Consider the following 17,617-nt stretch of genomic DNA (forward strand, 5'->3'; position numbering starts at 1 on the left):
CGATAAATCAAAAACCGATCATACGAGTCACCCTGAAAAATATCTGACATGTCAATTTCCTCTTTTAATTCAAAAGGAGTATCATTTTCCAGATAGTCAATATAATCGTCTGATGCATAATAAACAATCAGTTCGATATCGCGCTTATGTTGCTCGGCGGAACGCAGGATATTATGAATGACTTTCGTAAATATTTCGATCGAAAATGGATTAAAAAAATAAAATCTGTTTTCCGACGGGCTGATCTCATAATTTTGTGCCAGACAGTACTGAAAATGAATTTTATCCGTTTTTTCCTTTGTCTGATACAAATAACGATTCCGATTTCGGACTGCCTCGTCATACAAGTTTCTGTTCATTTCGACCCCAGTTACGGCAGCACTGTAAAAATAATAGATAAAAAAGTTCAATCGCCCTTTTCCACAACCAAAATCAACCACATGATCACTGCTCTTTAAATGATAATTCTGAAATAATTCTTCCAGTGCATTGTAGGACGTCGGCTGATAAGGGTTATGATGCGTGGAGTCGGGATAGCCCCTCTGAGTTCCCCTGGTTTTGATATTCAGCAGTTTGTCATAATAGAATTCTTTCATGGATATGCTCCTTGCTCCTTAAACGGTTAATCTGGCAATAAAGGATTACCGGTTATTGCGTTAGCCAGATCACTCATTTATAAATGGGGAAGTCAAATATCTTTCAGTGATCTCAAAGTGATGATGTTCATGTATAGCAAGCAAGTGGACACATTGAATGAGATTTGGATAATCAGCAATCGGGTCCGGGTAACGGATATGTCCTGCTATGTCTTCTTCAATGGTTTGCAGCCTTTCTTTCAACATCTTCGTTTCCATCTCCAGCTGTTCCTGTATCCCGGTGAAGCTATATTTATTTTCCAGTCCTGCTGGGGGATTTATGATAAAAGGCGCCTTCATCGGTCTCTTTTTCTTATCCTGGTACCCTTTATATATATCACGGGATTTTGTCTGATAAGGGTTCTTTCTCCGCAAATGGGCAATCGGAAGCATTATCGGAATATAAACATACGAAAATCTCCTCAGCATTTTCACCATCAAGATGAGGTGGTATAGCGTTTCGCCAATAGACCACTTCCCCGGCTGAAGCGATTTCCATGGATCGGCAGCCTGTATAACCGGATTATGATAAAACAATTTCCTTTGCTGTTCCAAATCTTGAAAATGCTGTTGTATCTGTCCGTTCTTCATTTGAAGCCCTCCCTAACAAAAGTGCGTACAGCTATCATTCCTACAGCCTTACAACAATTAGCCCTTTTTCCCATCGGTTAAGATTGGTAGCTATTTTTTCTTAAAATAATGCCTAAACAAAAGAGGCTGCCCCCATCATATCATAGGGTCAGCCTCTCTGGTTTCATCTATGGATAACAGAACTCTTTCTCCGCATAATCCTAGTATTTGCCTTTAAGGTGATGTCGGCTCATATAAAATACTGAATCACTCATACTCTTTCTCAAACGTCTTCGTGCTTCTCACCGTATCAATCGGGCGGACAAATTGTTCAATTTGCTCACGCTGCGGTTCCAGCATTGGCGGCAGCGCCAGACCCTCACCCAGCGTTTCATACGGCTCGTCACCCATAAATCCTGGGCCATCTGTAGCAAATTCAAATAAAATTTGCGGTGCAACCGGTACATATAATGACTCAAAATAGAAGCGGTTCACATAGCCGGATGTACGGAATCCGAAGTCGTCCATTCGCTTAATCCATTCTTCCAGCACGGATCGGTCTTCAACGCGGAAAGCTGAATGATGTACTGTTCCATAGCCCTGCTGTGCGTTAGGCATGACGGTGTTAAATTCAACAACAACCCGTGCGCCATTTCCGCCTTCACCAACTTCAAACAGATGACGGTCGCCTTCCTGATCGATCTCTTTAAACTGCAGAACTTTTTCCATCACTTCTTTGAAATAATCGAAGTTTGCAATCCGGACATGAATCGGGCCGAGTCCGGTAATCGCATACTCCAGCGGAATCGGGCCGTCCTGCCATGGAGTCCCCGGTGCTACGCCTTCATTGTTTTCATCCGATATCAACTGATATTTCTGATCATCGAAATCAGAAAATGAAAGTGTTTTAACACCAAATTCTTCCTTAATGCCATCGTGCTGGATTTCCAGACGATCAAACCGTTTAACCCAGTATTCCAGTGCCGCATCACTTGGTACACGGAATGCTGTTTTGGCTATTTCGTTCGTCCCATGCGTTCCTTGCGGGATTCCAGGAAAATCAAAAAACGTCATGTCTGTGCCCGGATTGCCCTTATCATCGGCAAAAAACAAATGATATGTCCGGATATCATCCTGATTAACCGTCTTTTTAACCAAGCGCATGCCAAGGACATACGTGAAAAATTCATAATTTCTTTCCGCACTGCTTGTGATGGCAGTGACATGGTGTATCCCTTTTATGCCATTCATGAGAATTCCTCCATATTAAATCACTAATTAATTTGAATTCATTTATCTTTAATTCAAACTAAATATAATATATCCGTCTTGCTTGTGTCAATTTTTACGTTTCGACAACAAAAAACCGATGCCTGAGACTTCCTCTGTAAGTTAGGGCACCGGTCAAACCATATATCTAATTTATAAGTCTGTTCAGCATTACGCTATGTTCGCCGTATGTCCGCGAAAGGAAATTAAGATCGCTTTCGATATTAATCATTCGCTCTTCCATCTTGTCCATCCGGGTTTCCAGTCCACCCACACGCACTTCTAAGCCATCCATACGCTGTTCCAACCCATTCATGCGTACTTCAAGCTTATCTATCCGGGCATTTACTGCTGCGAATTCCTCATGCATCTCCTTGAATCCTTGCTGGACAATCCCCGCGAGTTCACTCAACTCCACCGTCATCACCGCCCTTTAGTATTCTAATAAAATTATAGCACATGGCTAACAGAATGGTGAAACGGCTAAAAATTAATTTTTATTTTATTCATTCTTCAAAAACCTTTTATATATAATCAAACAAGCACAGCGATATCGCTGTGCTTGTCTCTTTTGCTTCTAAGGTCCGATGACACCCTGGAAAACAAGGCCCTGTTCAAAACTGATCACTTTCAACATATTTTTATCTTTTACAAAAACACTCTTATATTGGGAATGACCTTCCGCATCTTGTAAAATGATAATCCGTATGTTTTGATTATTCTCCACAACCTGCATCTGGTAATCATCTGCATCCACCTGTTCATCCAATATGTCACTTTCGGGGTACATCCCGTAGGCAACACTATGAAGCTCTTCGTTCATATGCTTCTTCTCTGCTTCAACTGCTTTAACTTTCGACCCCGAATCAGCAGCTTCTATTTTTCCGGTAACCTGCGCGGAATCTGTACACGCTGCTGATGCAAACAACATCGCTCCAGCAGCTGTACTCAAAAATAGTGATCTCATTACTAAATCCCCTTTCCTTTTCGGGTTATTTCCATCATAGTGAAGCTTTTTGATAAAAGGATTGGAGAATCATTAGAAATCCCTGAGAAATCAGTGGAAAATTTGCGGCAGTGCTGTAATCATTCTGTAAGGAATGGGGGACCATGTCTGACACTCTGCTTAGCTGTGCTGGTTTCGGTAATAAAAACAGAGTCCAACTGCTTTGCTTATTTTCATATATCAACAGTTCAAAGCAAATCAGAGAGTTGTTTTACCAAGAGTGTAGATGCCTTTTCGGATTCTTTTATTCTTCTGGTGATTTATCCTATCTTCTGCAGATAAATATTCTCTTCTGTTGATATTATCGCTCATCTGCAGATTTTTCCTGACTTCTGTTGATATTTTCATTAGTCCGTTGATTTAATTGGTTTTCTGCAGATTTCTGGCTTCTCCTGCCGATATTCGACATGATTCCTTCATCCTAGAATAGATAAAAAAGCCGATCCAAAACCGACCGACTTTTTTATTTTATAGTTATTCTATTATTTAATAATTAATACCGGACAATTTGCCTGTTGTAGAACCCTGTTGCTGACACTACCGAGAAATACTTGTTTGACATTGCCAAGCCCTCTGCTCCCGACAATGATTAAATCAACATCATGGTTCTCAGCGTATTCGCATATTGTTGTCCCTTCATTACGATGGACGTCTTCAATGATAACATCTGTTGTGATTGTTATTCCATCAGCTTCGAATTCTTTCTTAATTTCTTCCAACTCTGGTCGAAGATTTTCAGCAAGCTCCCACTGAATGTTTCTTGCCATCGTTATATTTGCGCTTGGGCCAGACTGGGACACAACCGATATCACATGAACTTCTGTTTCCGGAACCCCGGCTGCTTGTAACCTGGCATCCTGAAGCGCTTCTTTACTCAGTACTGACCCATCATATGCCACTAAAATTTTACGTTTCATACTAAGCACTCCCTTTTTGAGATTCAGGAAACTATAAACCTTTCCCTATTTATAGTTTATCATTTTTCGGAGCTGGATAGTGGCGTACTTATTAACTTTTTGTGAATTTTGTAAAAATAAAATGAAAAATGGACCGTTGTTTGTCTGAGTTTACCGCTTAACAACTGGGAATAATCGACATCAGCGTCAGGATAGGACATGGTGTCAGACACTGTCCCACTAGCCCTTTTTCTTCGCCAGCTCATCACGATCCAAAGCCCGCGGCGGTTCTTCCATCCAGCCATGTTTAATCAAAATATTGGCGCCGTCCTCTGCGTACTTCAGAATTTCACTCATTAGCCTGTAATATGTTGTACCGAGGTCTCTTCTTGGACTCGTGGACATGCTTGTACCATAAAAGCCAATGCTCAATGCAATCAATTCGGTACTGTAAAACATCATTAACTTATCGGAAAACGTATATGTCGTGGAATCAGTCACTGCATCTTCCATTCTTGTCGAGGTGGGAATATCATCCTCGTGAAGAATCGAACCAAAAACTTCACAGTGTTTTTGTGCGATTTCCTTTCCTCTGACCAAATACTTCCGGACATCCGTATTGGTGGCCACCTGACTGAATCCGACCATCATGGCTGCCCCCATTGCGTTGCGCGTGTAATTGCCAAACAGATTATTAATTTCAGGACCTGTCAATGGCCTTCGTTCGCCAAAGTATCCCGTCAGGAAACTTTGATTCTTTACAAAATCATAACTTTCCGGTTTCGGAAGCGAGGGATACATAGTATAAAGACCCTTCGTCTGCAAAGTATTGTTGATCGTTTTAAGAAATTCAATTAAGTCCTTCAGAGATTCCGCAAAAAAATTGTAAACATCTTCTCTCCCGGTTAACGACAAACTGACACTATGAGCCTGCATAGCAACCTGGACACTTTGATGCATATAATTCAATGTGAATGAGTCAGAATATAGCCTTGGGGCATTAACATCTACATCTTCATCTAAATTAAATCCATAAGGGACCGGATAATTTTCGTTATTAAAGATGTCTCTGATTTTTGTAATATGAGACTGGGCCAAATTCAGCCCGTGCTGTACAAGCTGACTCGCCTCATTATCCTCTGTTTTCGCCAATAAGTATTGTAACTGGCATGCCAGCGCACAATCGTTCACATACGTTGACCAAAGCTGTGTGAGTTCTGCCGATGTCAGTGATTGATTCTCTAAATTCACTCGGGCACCTCCTGACGATTCATAATCATATTTTTATCATCCAGGAATTTTTTATGTATGATGAACTTAGAATTTCGCATTAAAAAATTAATTCTCGCGTATTCACATCGCGCGAAATCCAAGGAGTCCCGCGCGATTTCTTGTGGTCATCGCACGAAATCACGAGGCTGTCGCGCGATATCCCGTGAGCGTTGCGCGAAATCAGGGAAGTCTCGCGCGATTTCCTGAGCTGTCGCGCGATTTCGTGCCAACCTCGCGCGAATTGCTTAACCTCCTCAAACCCTTCAATTCCCAACCCCACCGTAAAATCACAATAGTTACCCACAACAACCCGTGGAATTTTATAGTATCCTAAACATTAAAAAAGCCGACCCATTATGGAACGACTCTTAAAACATAACCTGTATTTATCCCGCTTTAGCGGGAAGTATGGCACCCGCCTCAAAATTTAAGGAAAATGCCCGATTCTGTTCAACTGACACTCAGCAGAAAAAACCGATCCGCTGAAAGACGTTTGACTGATAACTTTATTTCATAATCAGAACCGGGCAATTGGATCCCTGTACAATTTGATAGCTGACACTGCCCAGCAGCAATTTCTTTACGGCGCCCAGACCGCGGCTGCCGGCAATAATTAAATCAATAGCATTCTCATCAGCATACTCACAGATTTTAGTCCCCGCATTACGGTTGTTATGGGCAATAACAATATCTGTGTAAACCGGTATCGATTCTGCATCGAACTCGCGGTTAATCCGCTCCATATCGGGCCGGAGATTTTCTGCCATTTCATATTGAATATTTTCTGATATCTTGGCATTTGTACCAGGGCCCGCCATTGTCACAATCGAAACAACGTGCACTTCTGTTTCCGGCACCCCGGCAGCCTGCAATTTAGCTTCCTGAAGCGCTTTTTCACTCAAATTTGACCTATCATATGCAACTAATATATTTCGTTTCACAGCAAGCACTCCTTTAAAAGGGATTAAGAAACCATGAATCTTTTCCTATCTCTATTATACCATTGTTACGTCGGAAATACGACCATACTTATTCCATAAAATTCCAATAACATGCAATATCAAGGACCTTATCATTATTTATGTCAAAATGCTATGATATGTATACAAATTAAAAATAAAGATTCGTGGTTCGAATGTCGTCAATTAAGGAGACTCAAATATATGTTTACAAGAAAACGCCTTTTAATGACCGCAGCCATTTCATTACTTGCCGGACTGGCTCTTGCTATCACCGGATATGCGAAGCTATTTCCCCGGGATACGCATATCATTTTAATCACATTAAGCGTTATCTGCTTTCTCTTATCAAACATTGCCCCAAAAGAGTGATATTGAAAAAATTCCATAAGCTCCTTTTCCTGAATTTTCATCTTCTGTTGCTGTTTATAGCCCTTTATAGGCGGGAATAGATTACAACTATCCTGTTAACTTAATAAAGGAAAGGAGACTATAGATGACACCCGATCAAATAGGATTCGCATTATTATATCTGGGATTATTTCTGTTAATTGGTAAATGGATTAGAGTCCGCGTGAAATGGATGCAGAACTTATTCCTGCCATCATCCGTTATTGGCGGGTTTCTCGCTCTGATTTTGGGTCCGCAAGTGCTCGGAAACATCATGAAAAATTTCACGGGTGAGGATTCACCCTGGGCAACAGGAATTCTTACCCCCGAAGTTATGGATGTTTGGAGCCCATTGGCAGGACTTATGATCAATGTTGTCTTTGCCACATTGTTTTTGGGAACAGTACTCCCCAATCTGAAAAAAATATGGAATATCGGTGGACCGCAACTCGCATTTGGCTGGACACTCGGCTGGGGGCAGTATGTTTTTGGTTTACTGCTGTCTGTCCTGATCCTGGTACCATTCTATGACATGCCGCCGTTTGTCGGCGCCCTGATTGAAATGGGCTTTGAAGGCGGGCACGGGACAGCAGCCGGACTTCAGGGAACATTTAAAGAACTTGAATTTGCTGAAGCATATGATCTAGCTATCGGTCTCGCGACTGTTGGTATTTTATCGGGTGTCATCATCGGGATTGCCGCTATCAACTGGGCAGTGCGAAAGAATCACACAAGAGTTATCAGTAGTGTAAAGGAGTCATCTGAACTGAAAAAAGCAGGCATTGTGGAGTTTGAAAATCGTGAGGCAGCAGCAAAAATGACAGTGCGGCCTGAATCAATCGAACCACTCTCTCTGCATTTTGCGATGATTGGAATCGCCATCCTGGTTGGTTATGCATTGCTCCAGGGCATAACCTGGCTGGAAGGTGTAATCATCGGATCCGATTTTATGACCTATGTCCCGCTTTTCCCACTTGCCATGATTGGCGGAATAATTGTGCAGCTGATTTCCACCAAGATTGATAAGGCGGATATTCTGGACCGGCAGATGGTCATGCGGATACAGGGCTTTGCACTTGATGTGCTGATATTGGCAGCAATCGCAACGGTTTCACTTGATGTCATAGGTAAGTATCTTGTCCCATTCCTGCTTCTTTCACTCATTGGTATTGCCTGGAATGTGTTTGGCCTCTTCTTCATTGGACCACGTATGATACCATCATATTGGTTTGAAAGAAGTATTGGTGATTTCGGCCAGTCAATGGGGATTACAGCAACAGGGCTACTGTTAATGCGTGTTGCCGACCCGGAAATGAAAACACCAGCGTATGAAGCTTTTGGCTATAAACAGCTTGTGTTTGAACCATTCCTGGGCGGTGGTCTCGTCACGGCACTGTCTGCACCGCTCGTCTTTCAATTCGGCCCGTTACCATTCCTCATCTTTGCAGCCGTGATGCTGGCAATCGGTTTATTAGTTGGTCTGCTTTATTTCGGAAGAATGAAGAGCTGATCTGTCCTCCATTCCGCGCTTTCATTAAGAAAAGGTTATCCCAACGTTTTCGGGATAACCTTTTCTTATTTATATACTAAGACTAATTCTGCCTGCCCTTCTGCGGCAAAGTCTTCTCCTTGACATTGTGAATCCATGCCTTGTCGTTATCCATCATTTTCTTAGCGGCATAAATCGTCAGGAATTGTATAGCGATAATCGGTATGCCCATAAGCCCTGAAAGAACTTCCAGCGGTGCCAGACCGCCTATCCGCATCAGAAGAAGTGCCAATACTGTAATAATCGCTGCTACAATGATTCTCAGCGCTCTTGATGGTTCGGCTTTACTCATGTTCTTAGTGCCTGTGTAAGATGCGATGGTATATGTCGTCGAATCCAATGTTGTTGTCAAAAAGATGGTTGCAATGATGATAAACATGACAAGAACAACCGACCCTAAAGGCAGGTTCGATAATATTTCCGGTATCGCTGCCATCGTATCTTCCTGCACAATGTCCAATACAGGGGTTTCCCCGTTAAGGTACTGATATGCACCAAGGCCGCCCAGAACTCCTGTTGCCATCCATGAAAGAAGGGTTGGTGCGAGTAAATAAGTCAATATCATTTCCTTGATGGTCCTGCCTCTGGATATCTTAGCAGCAAACACACTATGCAGCATCGCCCATGTGGCACTGTAGGCAAACCAGAAGACTGTGTTGCTGACAATATATGTGGACCCTCCCATGTTGGTAGAATCCGTATAGATCGATATATCAATATAGTTTGCCAGTAAATGACCGACACTGTCCGTGAAAAAGTTCAGGATGAATATCCCGGGACCAATGATCATGACGAATAAAGCAAATAAAGCAGCCAGGTACATGTTAAGGGTACTCAACCGTTTAATCCCCTTCTCAATTCCCATGTAAGCACTTATTGAGAAAAAGAATACCCAGGCGATCGTCACGATCAGAGTTAACGTGAACGTTATTTCAATATTCATCAGTTCAGCCACATTATAAGTGACAATTGGAGCTCCCAAACCTAACGTAACCGCTGCACCTGAAAGAATACTGACAAGAAAGATGACGTCCAGAACTTTACCACCGAGGCCATCCACAAACTTATCGCCAAAAACATCACGGCATGCTTCAGAGATGCGCATAAATGGTTTCCTGCGTACGTGCAAAATATAGGCCATAGCAGGAGCCGCCATGACAAAGATGGCAAACACTTGAACACTCCACATAAACATACTGTAGGCATTTCCCCACAGCAGTGCTTCTGCGGATCCTGCTTCAGCGCCAAACGGCGGATCAACCGCTACGTTCGCCCATTCGGTCATACCGGTTCGCATAATCGTCGAACCAAGACCCATCGCAATCAAAATCGAAGCATACTCAAACAAATTGAAACGTGGTTTTTCATTCGGATCACCCAGTACAACATTGCCGTATTTGGAAAACGATAGGTATATCCCTGCTATTACCAGAATAATGGCGTACCATATGTAGCCCCATGTAAACACATTTACAATCTGATCAAAAATACTGTTCAAGAGTTCCAGCGATTTCTCCTCATACATCGCAAAAGGAATACAGATAAGGATCATGATAATTAGGGACGGGGCAAAAATCCTATGGTCAATAAGCTTGCTGCTCAATCCTTTACCACCATTTCCTTTCAACCAAGAAACCTCCAATCAGAAATTTGGGGACAAAAACCGTCCTTTTGTCCCATTTTAATACAAATAAATATATTGTACCTATTTCCACATGATTATATTTATAAACTTAGATTAATGATGAAAAGTTATACAGACAGTATCCTGGACTGCCGAGAGGGTTTCAAGTTGTATGCTTACATTCTCTGTAACTCAACTGTAAAGCTATAATAATGTATATTTTCATAAAAGCAGTCCAAAATATCAACAAGAAACATACTTTAATCGGAGGATAAAAGATGTCTAATTTTGCACAGATTTTTGAAGCAGCATCGAATGTTTTTCAATCGCTTACAGATAACAAAAAAGACCCATTACATATAGGTGAAGCCATGTCGTGTTGGACATACCTTGCTTTTGTAAACAATATCATGACTTATGAAGAAATAGGCCTTAACACAACGACAGACTCCGGTGTAAGAGAACTTTATCAGGATGGGTTAAAAATAGCAACTTCTCACAAACAACAGCTATCAAAACTGATGAAGGAAGAGGGGGTCAATATGCCGCTTGCCCCGGAAAGCAAGCCGTATTCCGACCCCAGCGCTGTGCCAATCGGTGCGAGATTCACTGATTTCGAGCTGGCAAACACAATTAACATCAACTTTGTGATAGCAGCCGATATGTGCGCAGCCGCTGCAAGTCAATGCCTCCGCACCGATGTTGGCCTTATGTTCGTCAAATTCCAGACCGAAAAATTAGCCATGGGATTTAAAGCCAAAGAATTAATGAAAAAGAAAGGCTGGCTTATTATCCCGCCCTCTTTCCAGCCACCCGGGACACCACACCCGAAAAAATGAGTGGACAGGGACCTGACACACTGTCCCACTTCCCTGGACTTAAAAAGCATGGTACCTTAATTTTTTATGTACAGATATTGGAGATTGTTTCAATTCAGTTCGCGAGTCTCCGGTTATTAACGTTTCCCGACTTCGCCTCCTGCCATTCCAACCTGCGAAAACTACTGCTCGCCGGCACTTGAGTCAAAACCTATCCGGCTTAAAAGGTCCTAGATATCTATCATTACAACAGATTCACCAGAGCCCGACCTTTAATACCATTGTTCAACTGCCGGCTTATTGCTAAAATAAATGCCAGAGAGGTGACGGATGATGAGCCCTTCAAATCAAAACCGGCCTGTTGTTTTAATTACCGGTGCGTCTGGCGGATTCGGCATGTTGACAAGCCTGGCATTCGCCAAGGCTGGGTATAAAGTACTTGCTTCAATGCGGAATTTATCGAAAAAAGAAAAGTTGCTGGAAAGGGCACGGGAAAAGGACGTCGAAGCCAACATTAAATACATTAGGCTGGACGTCACCAAGCAGAGTGATGTTGATTCTGTAATTCCGGGAGCCATCGAGCATTTCGGGCGTATCGATGTATTAGTGAACAACGCAGGGTATGCTGCAGGCGGTTTCATCGAAGAATTGCCACTTGAGGAGTGGAGTCAGCAGTTTGATACGAATTTCTTTGGATTGATTGCTGTAACCAAGGCCATCCTTCCCCATATGAGAAAACGACAGCACGGAACCGTCATTAATATCTCCAGTATCAGTGGCAGAATGGCGCTCCCCGGTCTGGGACCGTATTCTGCATCCAAATATGCTGTTGAAGGGTTCAGTGAGGCACTAAGGCTTGAAATGCTGTCATATGGAGTTCATGTCGTATTGGTTGAGCCCGGTTCCTATCAGACCGATATCTGGTCAAAAGGCATGGACCATTTTAATGCTGACCCCGAGTCTGCATATAAAGAGAAAAACGAAGCGTTAATGAAAATTGTCAACCATATCGCCAAAACAGCCGACAACCCGGAAGAAGTGGCACGGTTGATCGTCAAAGTCGCTCAAGAAGACAATCCCAACCTTCGTTATCCCATCGGTAAAAACGTCAAAACCATAACACGGTTAAAAAATCTGCTGCCATGGAGATGGCTGGAACGTGCGATTATGAAAAAAATAAGTCCGCGTAAATAGCGAATGTTTTATTCGAGCCGAAGTTTCCACTCCCACCTTTCCAATCACCAACCGAAATGCTATCATGAATCTACAATCAAGCGGCGAAAAGCTGCCTTACCTTGGCCGCCATTACCTTCTGAAAGTTCATCGTGAAACTGTTGTGCATGTATCCTTAACGTTTTACCAGAACAGGTTCATCGCTGCCGCGCCGTTAAACTGGTCCCAAGAACAAGTGCAAGAAGCTCTGAAGGACCAGTTTATTCAATGGTACCGGCAGCAGGCTGACAGCCGCGGTTTAACGGTATGGGGCTGCATTGTATCGGTTATTGCTGGTCAGCTTCTCTGAATCAATTAAAAAAGCGGGATTACTTCTTTTGATTTGACACGACCGCAGCCACTAATGATCCAAACGAAATCATCAAAATCAATGTTTCAAATACTGACATATATCGTCATCCTTCCTTTTTGAATCAGGAACTTATTCGATCCTTCTCTGCACTATTCCCATCGATTGCTCTGCAACGTTCTGAGACAGAATCGATTGCCATTATTTCAAAAATGCCGGATTAAGACGTCTGGAACATATGCCATAATGTTTTTGATATGTTGTTTTCAATTTTATTATGTTTAAGGATATGTGAAACGCGGCTTGTCCTATGACACCGGATTACAAAAATTTACTTTCACAAGCAGTTCACAAATTAAGCAAAAACTTAATCTTCCTCCAGATAAATACACTGATGCAATGGCGGGCAGCCAAGAACCATCCATATTTTGATGAACAATTCCAGTCTGGGCTGAGAAACATTATTAACGATTTTACTGACATTGGGCGGCTTCATGTCTAACTGCTCGGCAATGTCCTTAATATAAATATCTTTTTGCTTCGCTATTTCTTTAAACCGATTTTTAATAACAGACTGACTGCCATGTTCGATCAATGGGTTAATCGGCCTGAAATGATTGATTTGTTCCATTTTATCGATGATACAACCAACCACAAAATCTTCAATCTGATAATTGTCATCCCGATTTTTATCCCGGTGGCGGTTGATTAAATTTTCCAGTTCAGTCAGTTCTTTCAGATGTTCATATGTATCGTCCTTGAGCCGAATCGTTATTTCTTTCATGTATAGATCACCTCAAAATTGGACAAGGTATAAGCGGAAAGGATGATGAACATGACGGACTTTTTCGCAATAAATGCTAATGATAAAGAAGAAGATGTCATCGAAACGCTGCACGAAACGTTTGATAAAGGCAGAAACGGCTAATTTAAGGTATACAGTCCCGTCTCTTAAAGACATATTCGTGATATTGATTAAAAATACCTCTGAGATTTTTTATATGTCTGGTATAACTTTGAGATGAAGGACAGCGTATGCAAAAAGGAGCATAACACCATCATTTGGATGTTATGCTCCTGTGTTCTCTTATTTTTTAAACGTTGTAAGCTTTATAACAGTTTTCATAAACTCATCGAATGAGGCAAAATGTCTATGCCGCTGGTTGTACCATTTTCTGATCGTTTCTGCCAGCCAATACGGAATAGAAGTTCCATCAATTAAATGGTAATACGCTTCATATCCCTTTTTTAAATGTTCCCACCGGAAATCATTCCCCGGCTGTATATATTCAGAGACATCAATTATTCTGGCTCTGCCGTTTTGCAGTAAAATATTTTTTAAATGCATATCGCGCGGGTTCAACCCTCTTTTACGCACATGCTCTCTTGCATCTTCCACGTCTTTGACAACCTGATCGGGAATATGAATACCTTGCAAAAGGCAGTCAAAAAGTGTAGTTCCTCCCTCGTAACTTAAAACGAGGTATTTATCGTAAGCGGCAAAACATACTGGAAAATAAGGGGAGCCACTTAGCGTATTATAAATATCTTTTTCAGCTTTTATCTTGGATACTTTGTCCTTCGCATATACTTTAAATGCATAAGACGGAGCGTAAAAGTGCTGAAAAACCGCTGCGTCCGTCCCCACCCCAACACATTTCAATTCATCAGAGTGACCGGAAATGGTGACAGGTTTATTGTCCGAATTTGAAAAAACGGTTATTTGGGAAAGCGAATCATGTGCAATGTCCCATTTGTTTTTCATATCGATGCTCCTCGTCTCACTGATTTGCTTTCCTTGTAAAGTTACGTTATGGGAATACAAGCATTAAATATCCTCACACACACCATTATGATAAAAAAAGAATCCGGAGTAAATATGTGATAAATGTGATTAACCTATGTTGTTCGTTAGTTCACTATTTCCTTCACTCTGCCTACAGCTCCATTCTCCAGCATTACTTTGATGCCATGTGGATGTGCAGCAGAATTGGTCAATATTCTGGATACGATGCCTTCCGTCAATTTTCCGGAACGCTGATCCTGTTTTTGTACAATGCGCACGTTTTGTCCAGGCTTTATATTTTCTCTTCTGATTCCCGACATATTAAAATTAACTCCTTCGTTAGCTTTCGCAGATTAAAACTTGCTATGGAGCGATCTTTCACATCTTCACACTATAATAGCAGAAATGACAGTATTTGTTGTAAGTGTGATGTTTTTAACTACAAAATACAATCAGATAAGCAATATGAATCCTTTCCCGGAATGGGAAGAGCTGGAGCATAACATCTGAAATTGGATGTTATGCTCCATTTTTTCCTGTTTCACTGATTAACTTTTCGTTTCAAATCATGGTTTGTTACAGAAGCAAGTTGCTGCTTCAATGTTTCAATTTCCTCTTTTAAGTGACTTATTTCATCTGTCCGTTTCTTTATATCTTTGATTAACTTGTTTTGATTTTTTTGTTTTTCTTCGATGATTCCAACCAGGTGCTGCTGATCTTCAACATTGCTGACGATTTTCCCGATGGTCTGCATCATCGTTAACATGTTTACTTTATCGTTTTCATTATGAGTATTCTCAGACATATCTTGTATATTCTCCAGTCTTATAGGAAAGGTGCTGTTTGCCAATATTTCCCTAATTTGCTGTCTTTCATAATTTTGTTCTTTACATTGCTTAATGAACTTCAAAACATCGACTCCATCAGGTCGATAATAGGTGACATTGTTCAGTTTTGTTTTCGGGACATAAACATTAAAATCTTGAATCCATTTTTTCAACGTATATTTGTGAACCCCAACAATATGGCTCAAACTCTCTATACTTAAAAATTCCAATGTTTCATCGTCTCCCTCTTTATCATTTGAACCCTTACACCCTTATGATAAAAAGAGAATTTGGAACAAATATGTGATAAATGTGGAAAAAATAAGTGATGAACCACTGTTTTGCATTCATTACCATATAAAAAAGAGTATAGCACTTTCACGTGATGCCATGCTTCTACATCAATACGCTATATGCTTATAATGCACTTCTGCCAGTTCCATCAGCTGGCGGGCAAGGTGTTCAACCTGTCTGGATGGGCAATTGCTGGCACGGAGCTGGCGTTTAATGCGTTTGTGCATTTCGCGTTTGACGTCATCTTTGAACGTCCGGTCGCATCTATCATCGGCCGCCTGAACGCGATGTCAGGGAAACTACGGGGTACTTTCTCTTATTAAGGAATAGCGCCTGATCGTTGAAAATGATTAAACGGTTCTGTTCCCCTTATTATATGGTAAAGCATTTCTGAATACTATAAAGTCCATAAACCATCTTTTAATATTCTTCCTTACTTGTATCTACTTAATATCTCTTCTGGAATATGACAATAATTATTTGGACATCTAGCTAACCTATCTTGATGCTCTTCTGCATTGCTTCATTAAAAATTGAATTAAGGATTTCCTTGTATCCTGCGAAGGGATAACGATCATTTTCCTCGCTAACCTGGACTGTTTCATCATAGTTATCTGCCCATAGATTAAATCCTTTATTGCTTAACATAAGTGTCCCCCCCAAATTATTGATGTTCCGCAATATGAGTACCATTTATTCCTTGAAAAATGTAGTTTTTTAAATAACTACCGGTAGATGTATACAACAATCACATCGAACGTGATATAATAAGTCAAGTAGTATCCCTTTTTTGAATTGTGCATTTTCTCTGTGGCTTAGAAGTCTACTAGGTTTTGATTGAGTGGATCTCATTTGTGCAAATCATTTACAGATGTTGCTTTGAAACAAAAACTGATCAAGTTTTCAAAACAAGATTAAAGGGAAATTTCTGAAACAACCGTTCATCAAAATTGAAAGGAAGAAAAAAGGTGCCTTTGAGAAAGAACCTAATTTTTATCTTTGTTATTGTAGGTATAATGTTCATAGGGATAGGCTGTTCGATTAATTCACAAACTGACCAAAAAAATAACAGTAACCATTCGCACATATCAGTCAATGTGGAGAAAAAAGAGAATCCAGGGCGCGACGACTATGAACGATTGGTGGACGCTTATCAAAAAAATAAAGAAAAATTTATCAACCTTTTAAAAAATGGCGCCAATCCAAGCGCAGAAAAAAATGGCGTTCCGATTCTATTTGATTTCGCTTTCTCAGGCGAAACAGAAGCCATTAAAGAACTCATCAAATATGGCGCTGATCCGGATTCGATGAATTCATATCAAACAACATCTGTTGCTATGGCTGCAGCAAAAGGTCACATCGATACCGTGAAAGTTTTGTTAAATGCGGGTGCTGATCCCAATTTAACCGACAAAGAGGGGAAAGGTGCATTAACAAAAAACCTAATCGGGACAGAAATGGGTGATATTCTGCAAGAAGCAGGTGCAACTTTATATCACTTATCGGTATAACTTGGAAATATCCAAGTTATTTTTAATGGCTATAAAATAACCGCATATAGAAATGGCCCACATACAGAAGAAAAGGCACTCCTCGAGGGACATCTTTATTAAATGAAGCGACTTTATTATCACTGATCACCCTATTGTGACCCCGAAATTATGGAACTGGTTCCAATGCTTACGTAATGTTTCACGGCCTCGGTAAATTCTTGTTTTAACCGTTCCAATGGGAATCTGCATGATGTCACTTATATCCCTCAGTGACAAATCCTCCATATATTTCAGTACAATGGCCGAGCGATATTCTGGTGCTAACCGAAAAATTGCCCTCTGTACAGTATCCTGCAATTCCATTCCGATTACTTGATCCTCCGGCAATTGATTATTGTCAGGAATCCGAGTATCCATCGTCATACCTTCCGCACCAGCCACTTCAGCATCCAAATAATAATCCGGCTTTTTCTTTTTCAACCGATCAATTGTTAAATTTGTGGCAATGCGGAACAACCAGGAAGAAAATTTTTTATTGCTGTCATGACTGTTAATGTTCTGATATGCCCGCAAAAAAGCTTCTTTGGCAAGATCTTCTGCTTCATAGCTGTTTCCGATCAGTCGGAAACAAATTCGGTAAACCTCATGTTGGTAGAGCTCGATTAACTCACTAAAAGCAAGTTGGTCTCCTTGTTTCACTTTTTTGA

22 protein-coding genes and 1 pseudogene are annotated in these 17,617 nt (G+C 41.1%); 6 read left to right on the forward strand and 17 right to left on the reverse strand.

Annotated elements, in window-relative coordinates; all coding sequences use genetic code 11:
- The 8 genes from VK097_RS14140 to VK097_RS14175 all read right to left on the reverse strand — a co-directional run.
- The coding region (locus VK097_RS14140; RefSeq protein ID WP_324212446.1) for a methyltransferase at positions 1–596 on the reverse strand (596 nt) is incomplete at its 3' end.
- Positions 597–665: 69 nt separating this feature from the next.
- On the reverse strand, positions 666–1,226 hold the full coding sequence (locus tag VK097_RS14145) for a DinB family protein (RefSeq protein ID WP_324212447.1): 561 nt from the start codon (positions 1,224–1,226) through the stop codon (positions 666–668).
- Positions 1,227–1,472: 246 nt separating this feature from the next.
- Positions 1,473–2,456, reverse strand: coding sequence for a ring-cleaving dioxygenase (locus tag VK097_RS14150; RefSeq protein WP_324212448.1), 984 nt, complete (start codon positions 2,454–2,456; stop codon positions 1,473–1,475).
- Between the two features lie 166 nt (positions 2,457–2,622).
- Positions 2,623–2,892: a hypothetical protein gene (locus VK097_RS14155; protein WP_324212449.1), complete on the reverse strand. Its 270-nt coding sequence runs from the start codon at positions 2,890–2,892 to the stop codon at positions 2,623–2,625.
- A gap of 159 nt (positions 2,893–3,051) precedes the next feature.
- The gene (locus tag VK097_RS14160) at positions 3,052–3,441 is read right to left on the reverse strand and encodes a hypothetical protein (RefSeq protein WP_324212450.1); all 390 of its coding nucleotides are present in this window, start codon (positions 3,439–3,441) and stop codon (positions 3,052–3,054) included.
- 521 nt (positions 3,442–3,962) lie between these two features.
- The gene (locus tag VK097_RS14165) at positions 3,963–4,397 is read right to left on the reverse strand and encodes a universal stress protein (RefSeq protein ID WP_324212451.1); all 435 of its coding nucleotides are present in this window, start codon (positions 4,395–4,397) and stop codon (positions 3,963–3,965) included.
- Between the two features lie 219 nt (positions 4,398–4,616).
- Positions 4,617–5,627: a DUF3231 family protein gene (locus tag VK097_RS14170; protein ID WP_324212452.1), complete on the reverse strand. Its 1,011-nt coding sequence runs from the start codon at positions 5,625–5,627 to the stop codon at positions 4,617–4,619.
- Between the two features lie 527 nt (positions 5,628–6,154).
- Positions 6,155–6,589 carry a universal stress protein gene (locus VK097_RS14175; protein WP_324212453.1) on the reverse strand — a complete coding sequence of 145 codons (435 nt, stop codon included), beginning with the start codon at positions 6,587–6,589 and terminating at the stop codon, positions 6,155–6,157.
- A 222-nt stretch (positions 6,590–6,811) separates the two neighbouring features.
- Here VK097_RS14175 and VK097_RS14180 point away from each other — a divergent pair, with 222 nt between their 5' ends.
- The gene (locus VK097_RS14180) at positions 6,812–6,979 is read left to right on the forward strand and encodes a hypothetical protein (protein WP_324212454.1); all 168 of its coding nucleotides are present in this window, start codon (positions 6,812–6,814) and stop codon (positions 6,977–6,979) included.
- A 124-nt stretch (positions 6,980–7,103) separates the two neighbouring features.
- Positions 7,104–8,507, forward strand: coding sequence for a sodium/glutamate symporter (locus tag VK097_RS14185; protein WP_324212455.1), 1,404 nt, complete (start codon positions 7,104–7,106; stop codon positions 8,505–8,507).
- Positions 8,508–8,589: 82 nt separating this feature from the next.
- Here the strand turns inward: VK097_RS14185 and VK097_RS14190 are convergent, their stop codons facing one another.
- Positions 8,590–10,173: a BCCT family transporter gene (locus tag VK097_RS14190; RefSeq protein WP_324212456.1), complete on the reverse strand. Its 1,584-nt coding sequence runs from the start codon at positions 10,171–10,173 to the stop codon at positions 8,590–8,592.
- Positions 10,174–10,448: 275 nt separating this feature from the next.
- Between VK097_RS14190 and VK097_RS14195 the strand changes: the two genes are divergently transcribed.
- The 3 genes from VK097_RS14195 (at position 10,449) to VK097_RS14205 (ending at position 12,510) form a co-directional block, all read left to right on the forward strand.
- Positions 10,449–11,009 carry a DUF3231 family protein gene (locus tag VK097_RS14195; protein WP_324212457.1) on the forward strand — a complete coding sequence of 187 codons (561 nt, stop codon included), beginning with the start codon at positions 10,449–10,451 and terminating at the stop codon, positions 11,007–11,009.
- A 312-nt stretch (positions 11,010–11,321) separates the two neighbouring features.
- Positions 11,322–12,182 carry an SDR family oxidoreductase gene (locus VK097_RS14200; RefSeq protein WP_324212458.1) on the forward strand — a complete coding sequence of 287 codons (861 nt, stop codon included), beginning with the start codon at positions 11,322–11,324 and terminating at the stop codon, positions 12,180–12,182.
- Positions 12,183–12,246: 64 nt separating this feature from the next.
- Positions 12,247–12,510 carry a hypothetical protein gene (locus tag VK097_RS14205; protein WP_324212459.1) on the forward strand — a complete coding sequence of 88 codons (264 nt, stop codon included), beginning with the start codon at positions 12,247–12,249 and terminating at the stop codon, positions 12,508–12,510.
- A 19-nt stretch (positions 12,511–12,529) separates the two neighbouring features.
- On the opposite strand, the gene VK097_RS15485 is transcribed toward VK097_RS14205, so the two are convergent.
- The 7 genes and pseudogenes from VK097_RS15485 to VK097_RS14235 form a co-directional block, all read right to left on the reverse strand.
- Positions 12,530–12,610 carry a putative holin-like toxin gene (locus VK097_RS15485; RefSeq protein ID WP_414672185.1) on the reverse strand — a complete coding sequence of 27 codons (81 nt, stop codon included), beginning with the start codon at positions 12,608–12,610 and terminating at the stop codon, positions 12,530–12,532.
- 267 nt (positions 12,611–12,877) lie between these two features.
- The gene (locus VK097_RS14210) at positions 12,878–13,294 is read right to left on the reverse strand and encodes a helix-turn-helix domain-containing protein (RefSeq protein ID WP_324212460.1); all 417 of its coding nucleotides are present in this window, start codon (positions 13,292–13,294) and stop codon (positions 12,878–12,880) included.
- 303 nt (positions 13,295–13,597) lie between these two features.
- Complete coding sequence (locus tag VK097_RS14215) at positions 13,598–14,275, reverse strand: serine/threonine protein kinase (RefSeq protein WP_324212461.1); 678 nt, start codon at positions 14,273–14,275, stop codon at positions 13,598–13,600.
- Between the two features lie 146 nt (positions 14,276–14,421).
- Positions 14,422–14,616, reverse strand: a complete 195-nt coding sequence (locus VK097_RS14220; protein WP_324212462.1) for a YwbE family protein — start codon at positions 14,614–14,616, stop codon at positions 14,422–14,424.
- 221 nt (positions 14,617–14,837) lie between these two features.
- Positions 14,838–15,353, reverse strand: a complete 516-nt coding sequence (locus VK097_RS14225; protein ID WP_324212463.1) for a MerR family transcriptional regulator — start codon at positions 15,351–15,353, stop codon at positions 14,838–14,840.
- Positions 15,354–15,850: 497 nt separating this feature from the next.
- Positions 15,851–15,937, reverse strand: a pseudogene (locus VK097_RS14230) (peptide-methionine (S)-S-oxide reductase); the annotation flags it as partial.
- Positions 15,910–16,065, reverse strand: a complete 156-nt coding sequence (locus VK097_RS14235) for a hypothetical protein (RefSeq protein ID WP_324212464.1) — start codon at positions 16,063–16,065, stop codon at positions 15,910–15,912. The gene VK097_RS14235 and the pseudogene VK097_RS14230, both read right to left, overlap by 28 nt.
- A 302-nt stretch (positions 16,066–16,367) precedes the next feature.
- Here VK097_RS14235 and VK097_RS14240 point away from each other — a divergent pair, with 302 nt between their 5' ends.
- Entirely contained in the window at positions 16,368–16,928 is a 561-nt protein-coding gene (locus tag VK097_RS14240; protein ID WP_324212465.1) for an ankyrin repeat domain-containing protein, read from the forward strand.
- Between the two features lie 126 nt (positions 16,929–17,054).
- On the opposite strand, the gene sigW is transcribed toward VK097_RS14240, so the two are convergent.
- Positions 17,055–17,617 (reverse strand): RNA polymerase sigma factor SigW (gene sigW, locus VK097_RS14245; protein ID WP_324212466.1); only part of this gene is annotated, 563 nt, incomplete at its 5' end.

Origin of the sequence: Lentibacillus sp. (assembly GCF_035301675.1) — a bacterium.
Classification (GTDB): domain Bacteria; phylum Bacillota; class Bacilli; order Bacillales; family Amphibacillaceae; genus Lentibacillus.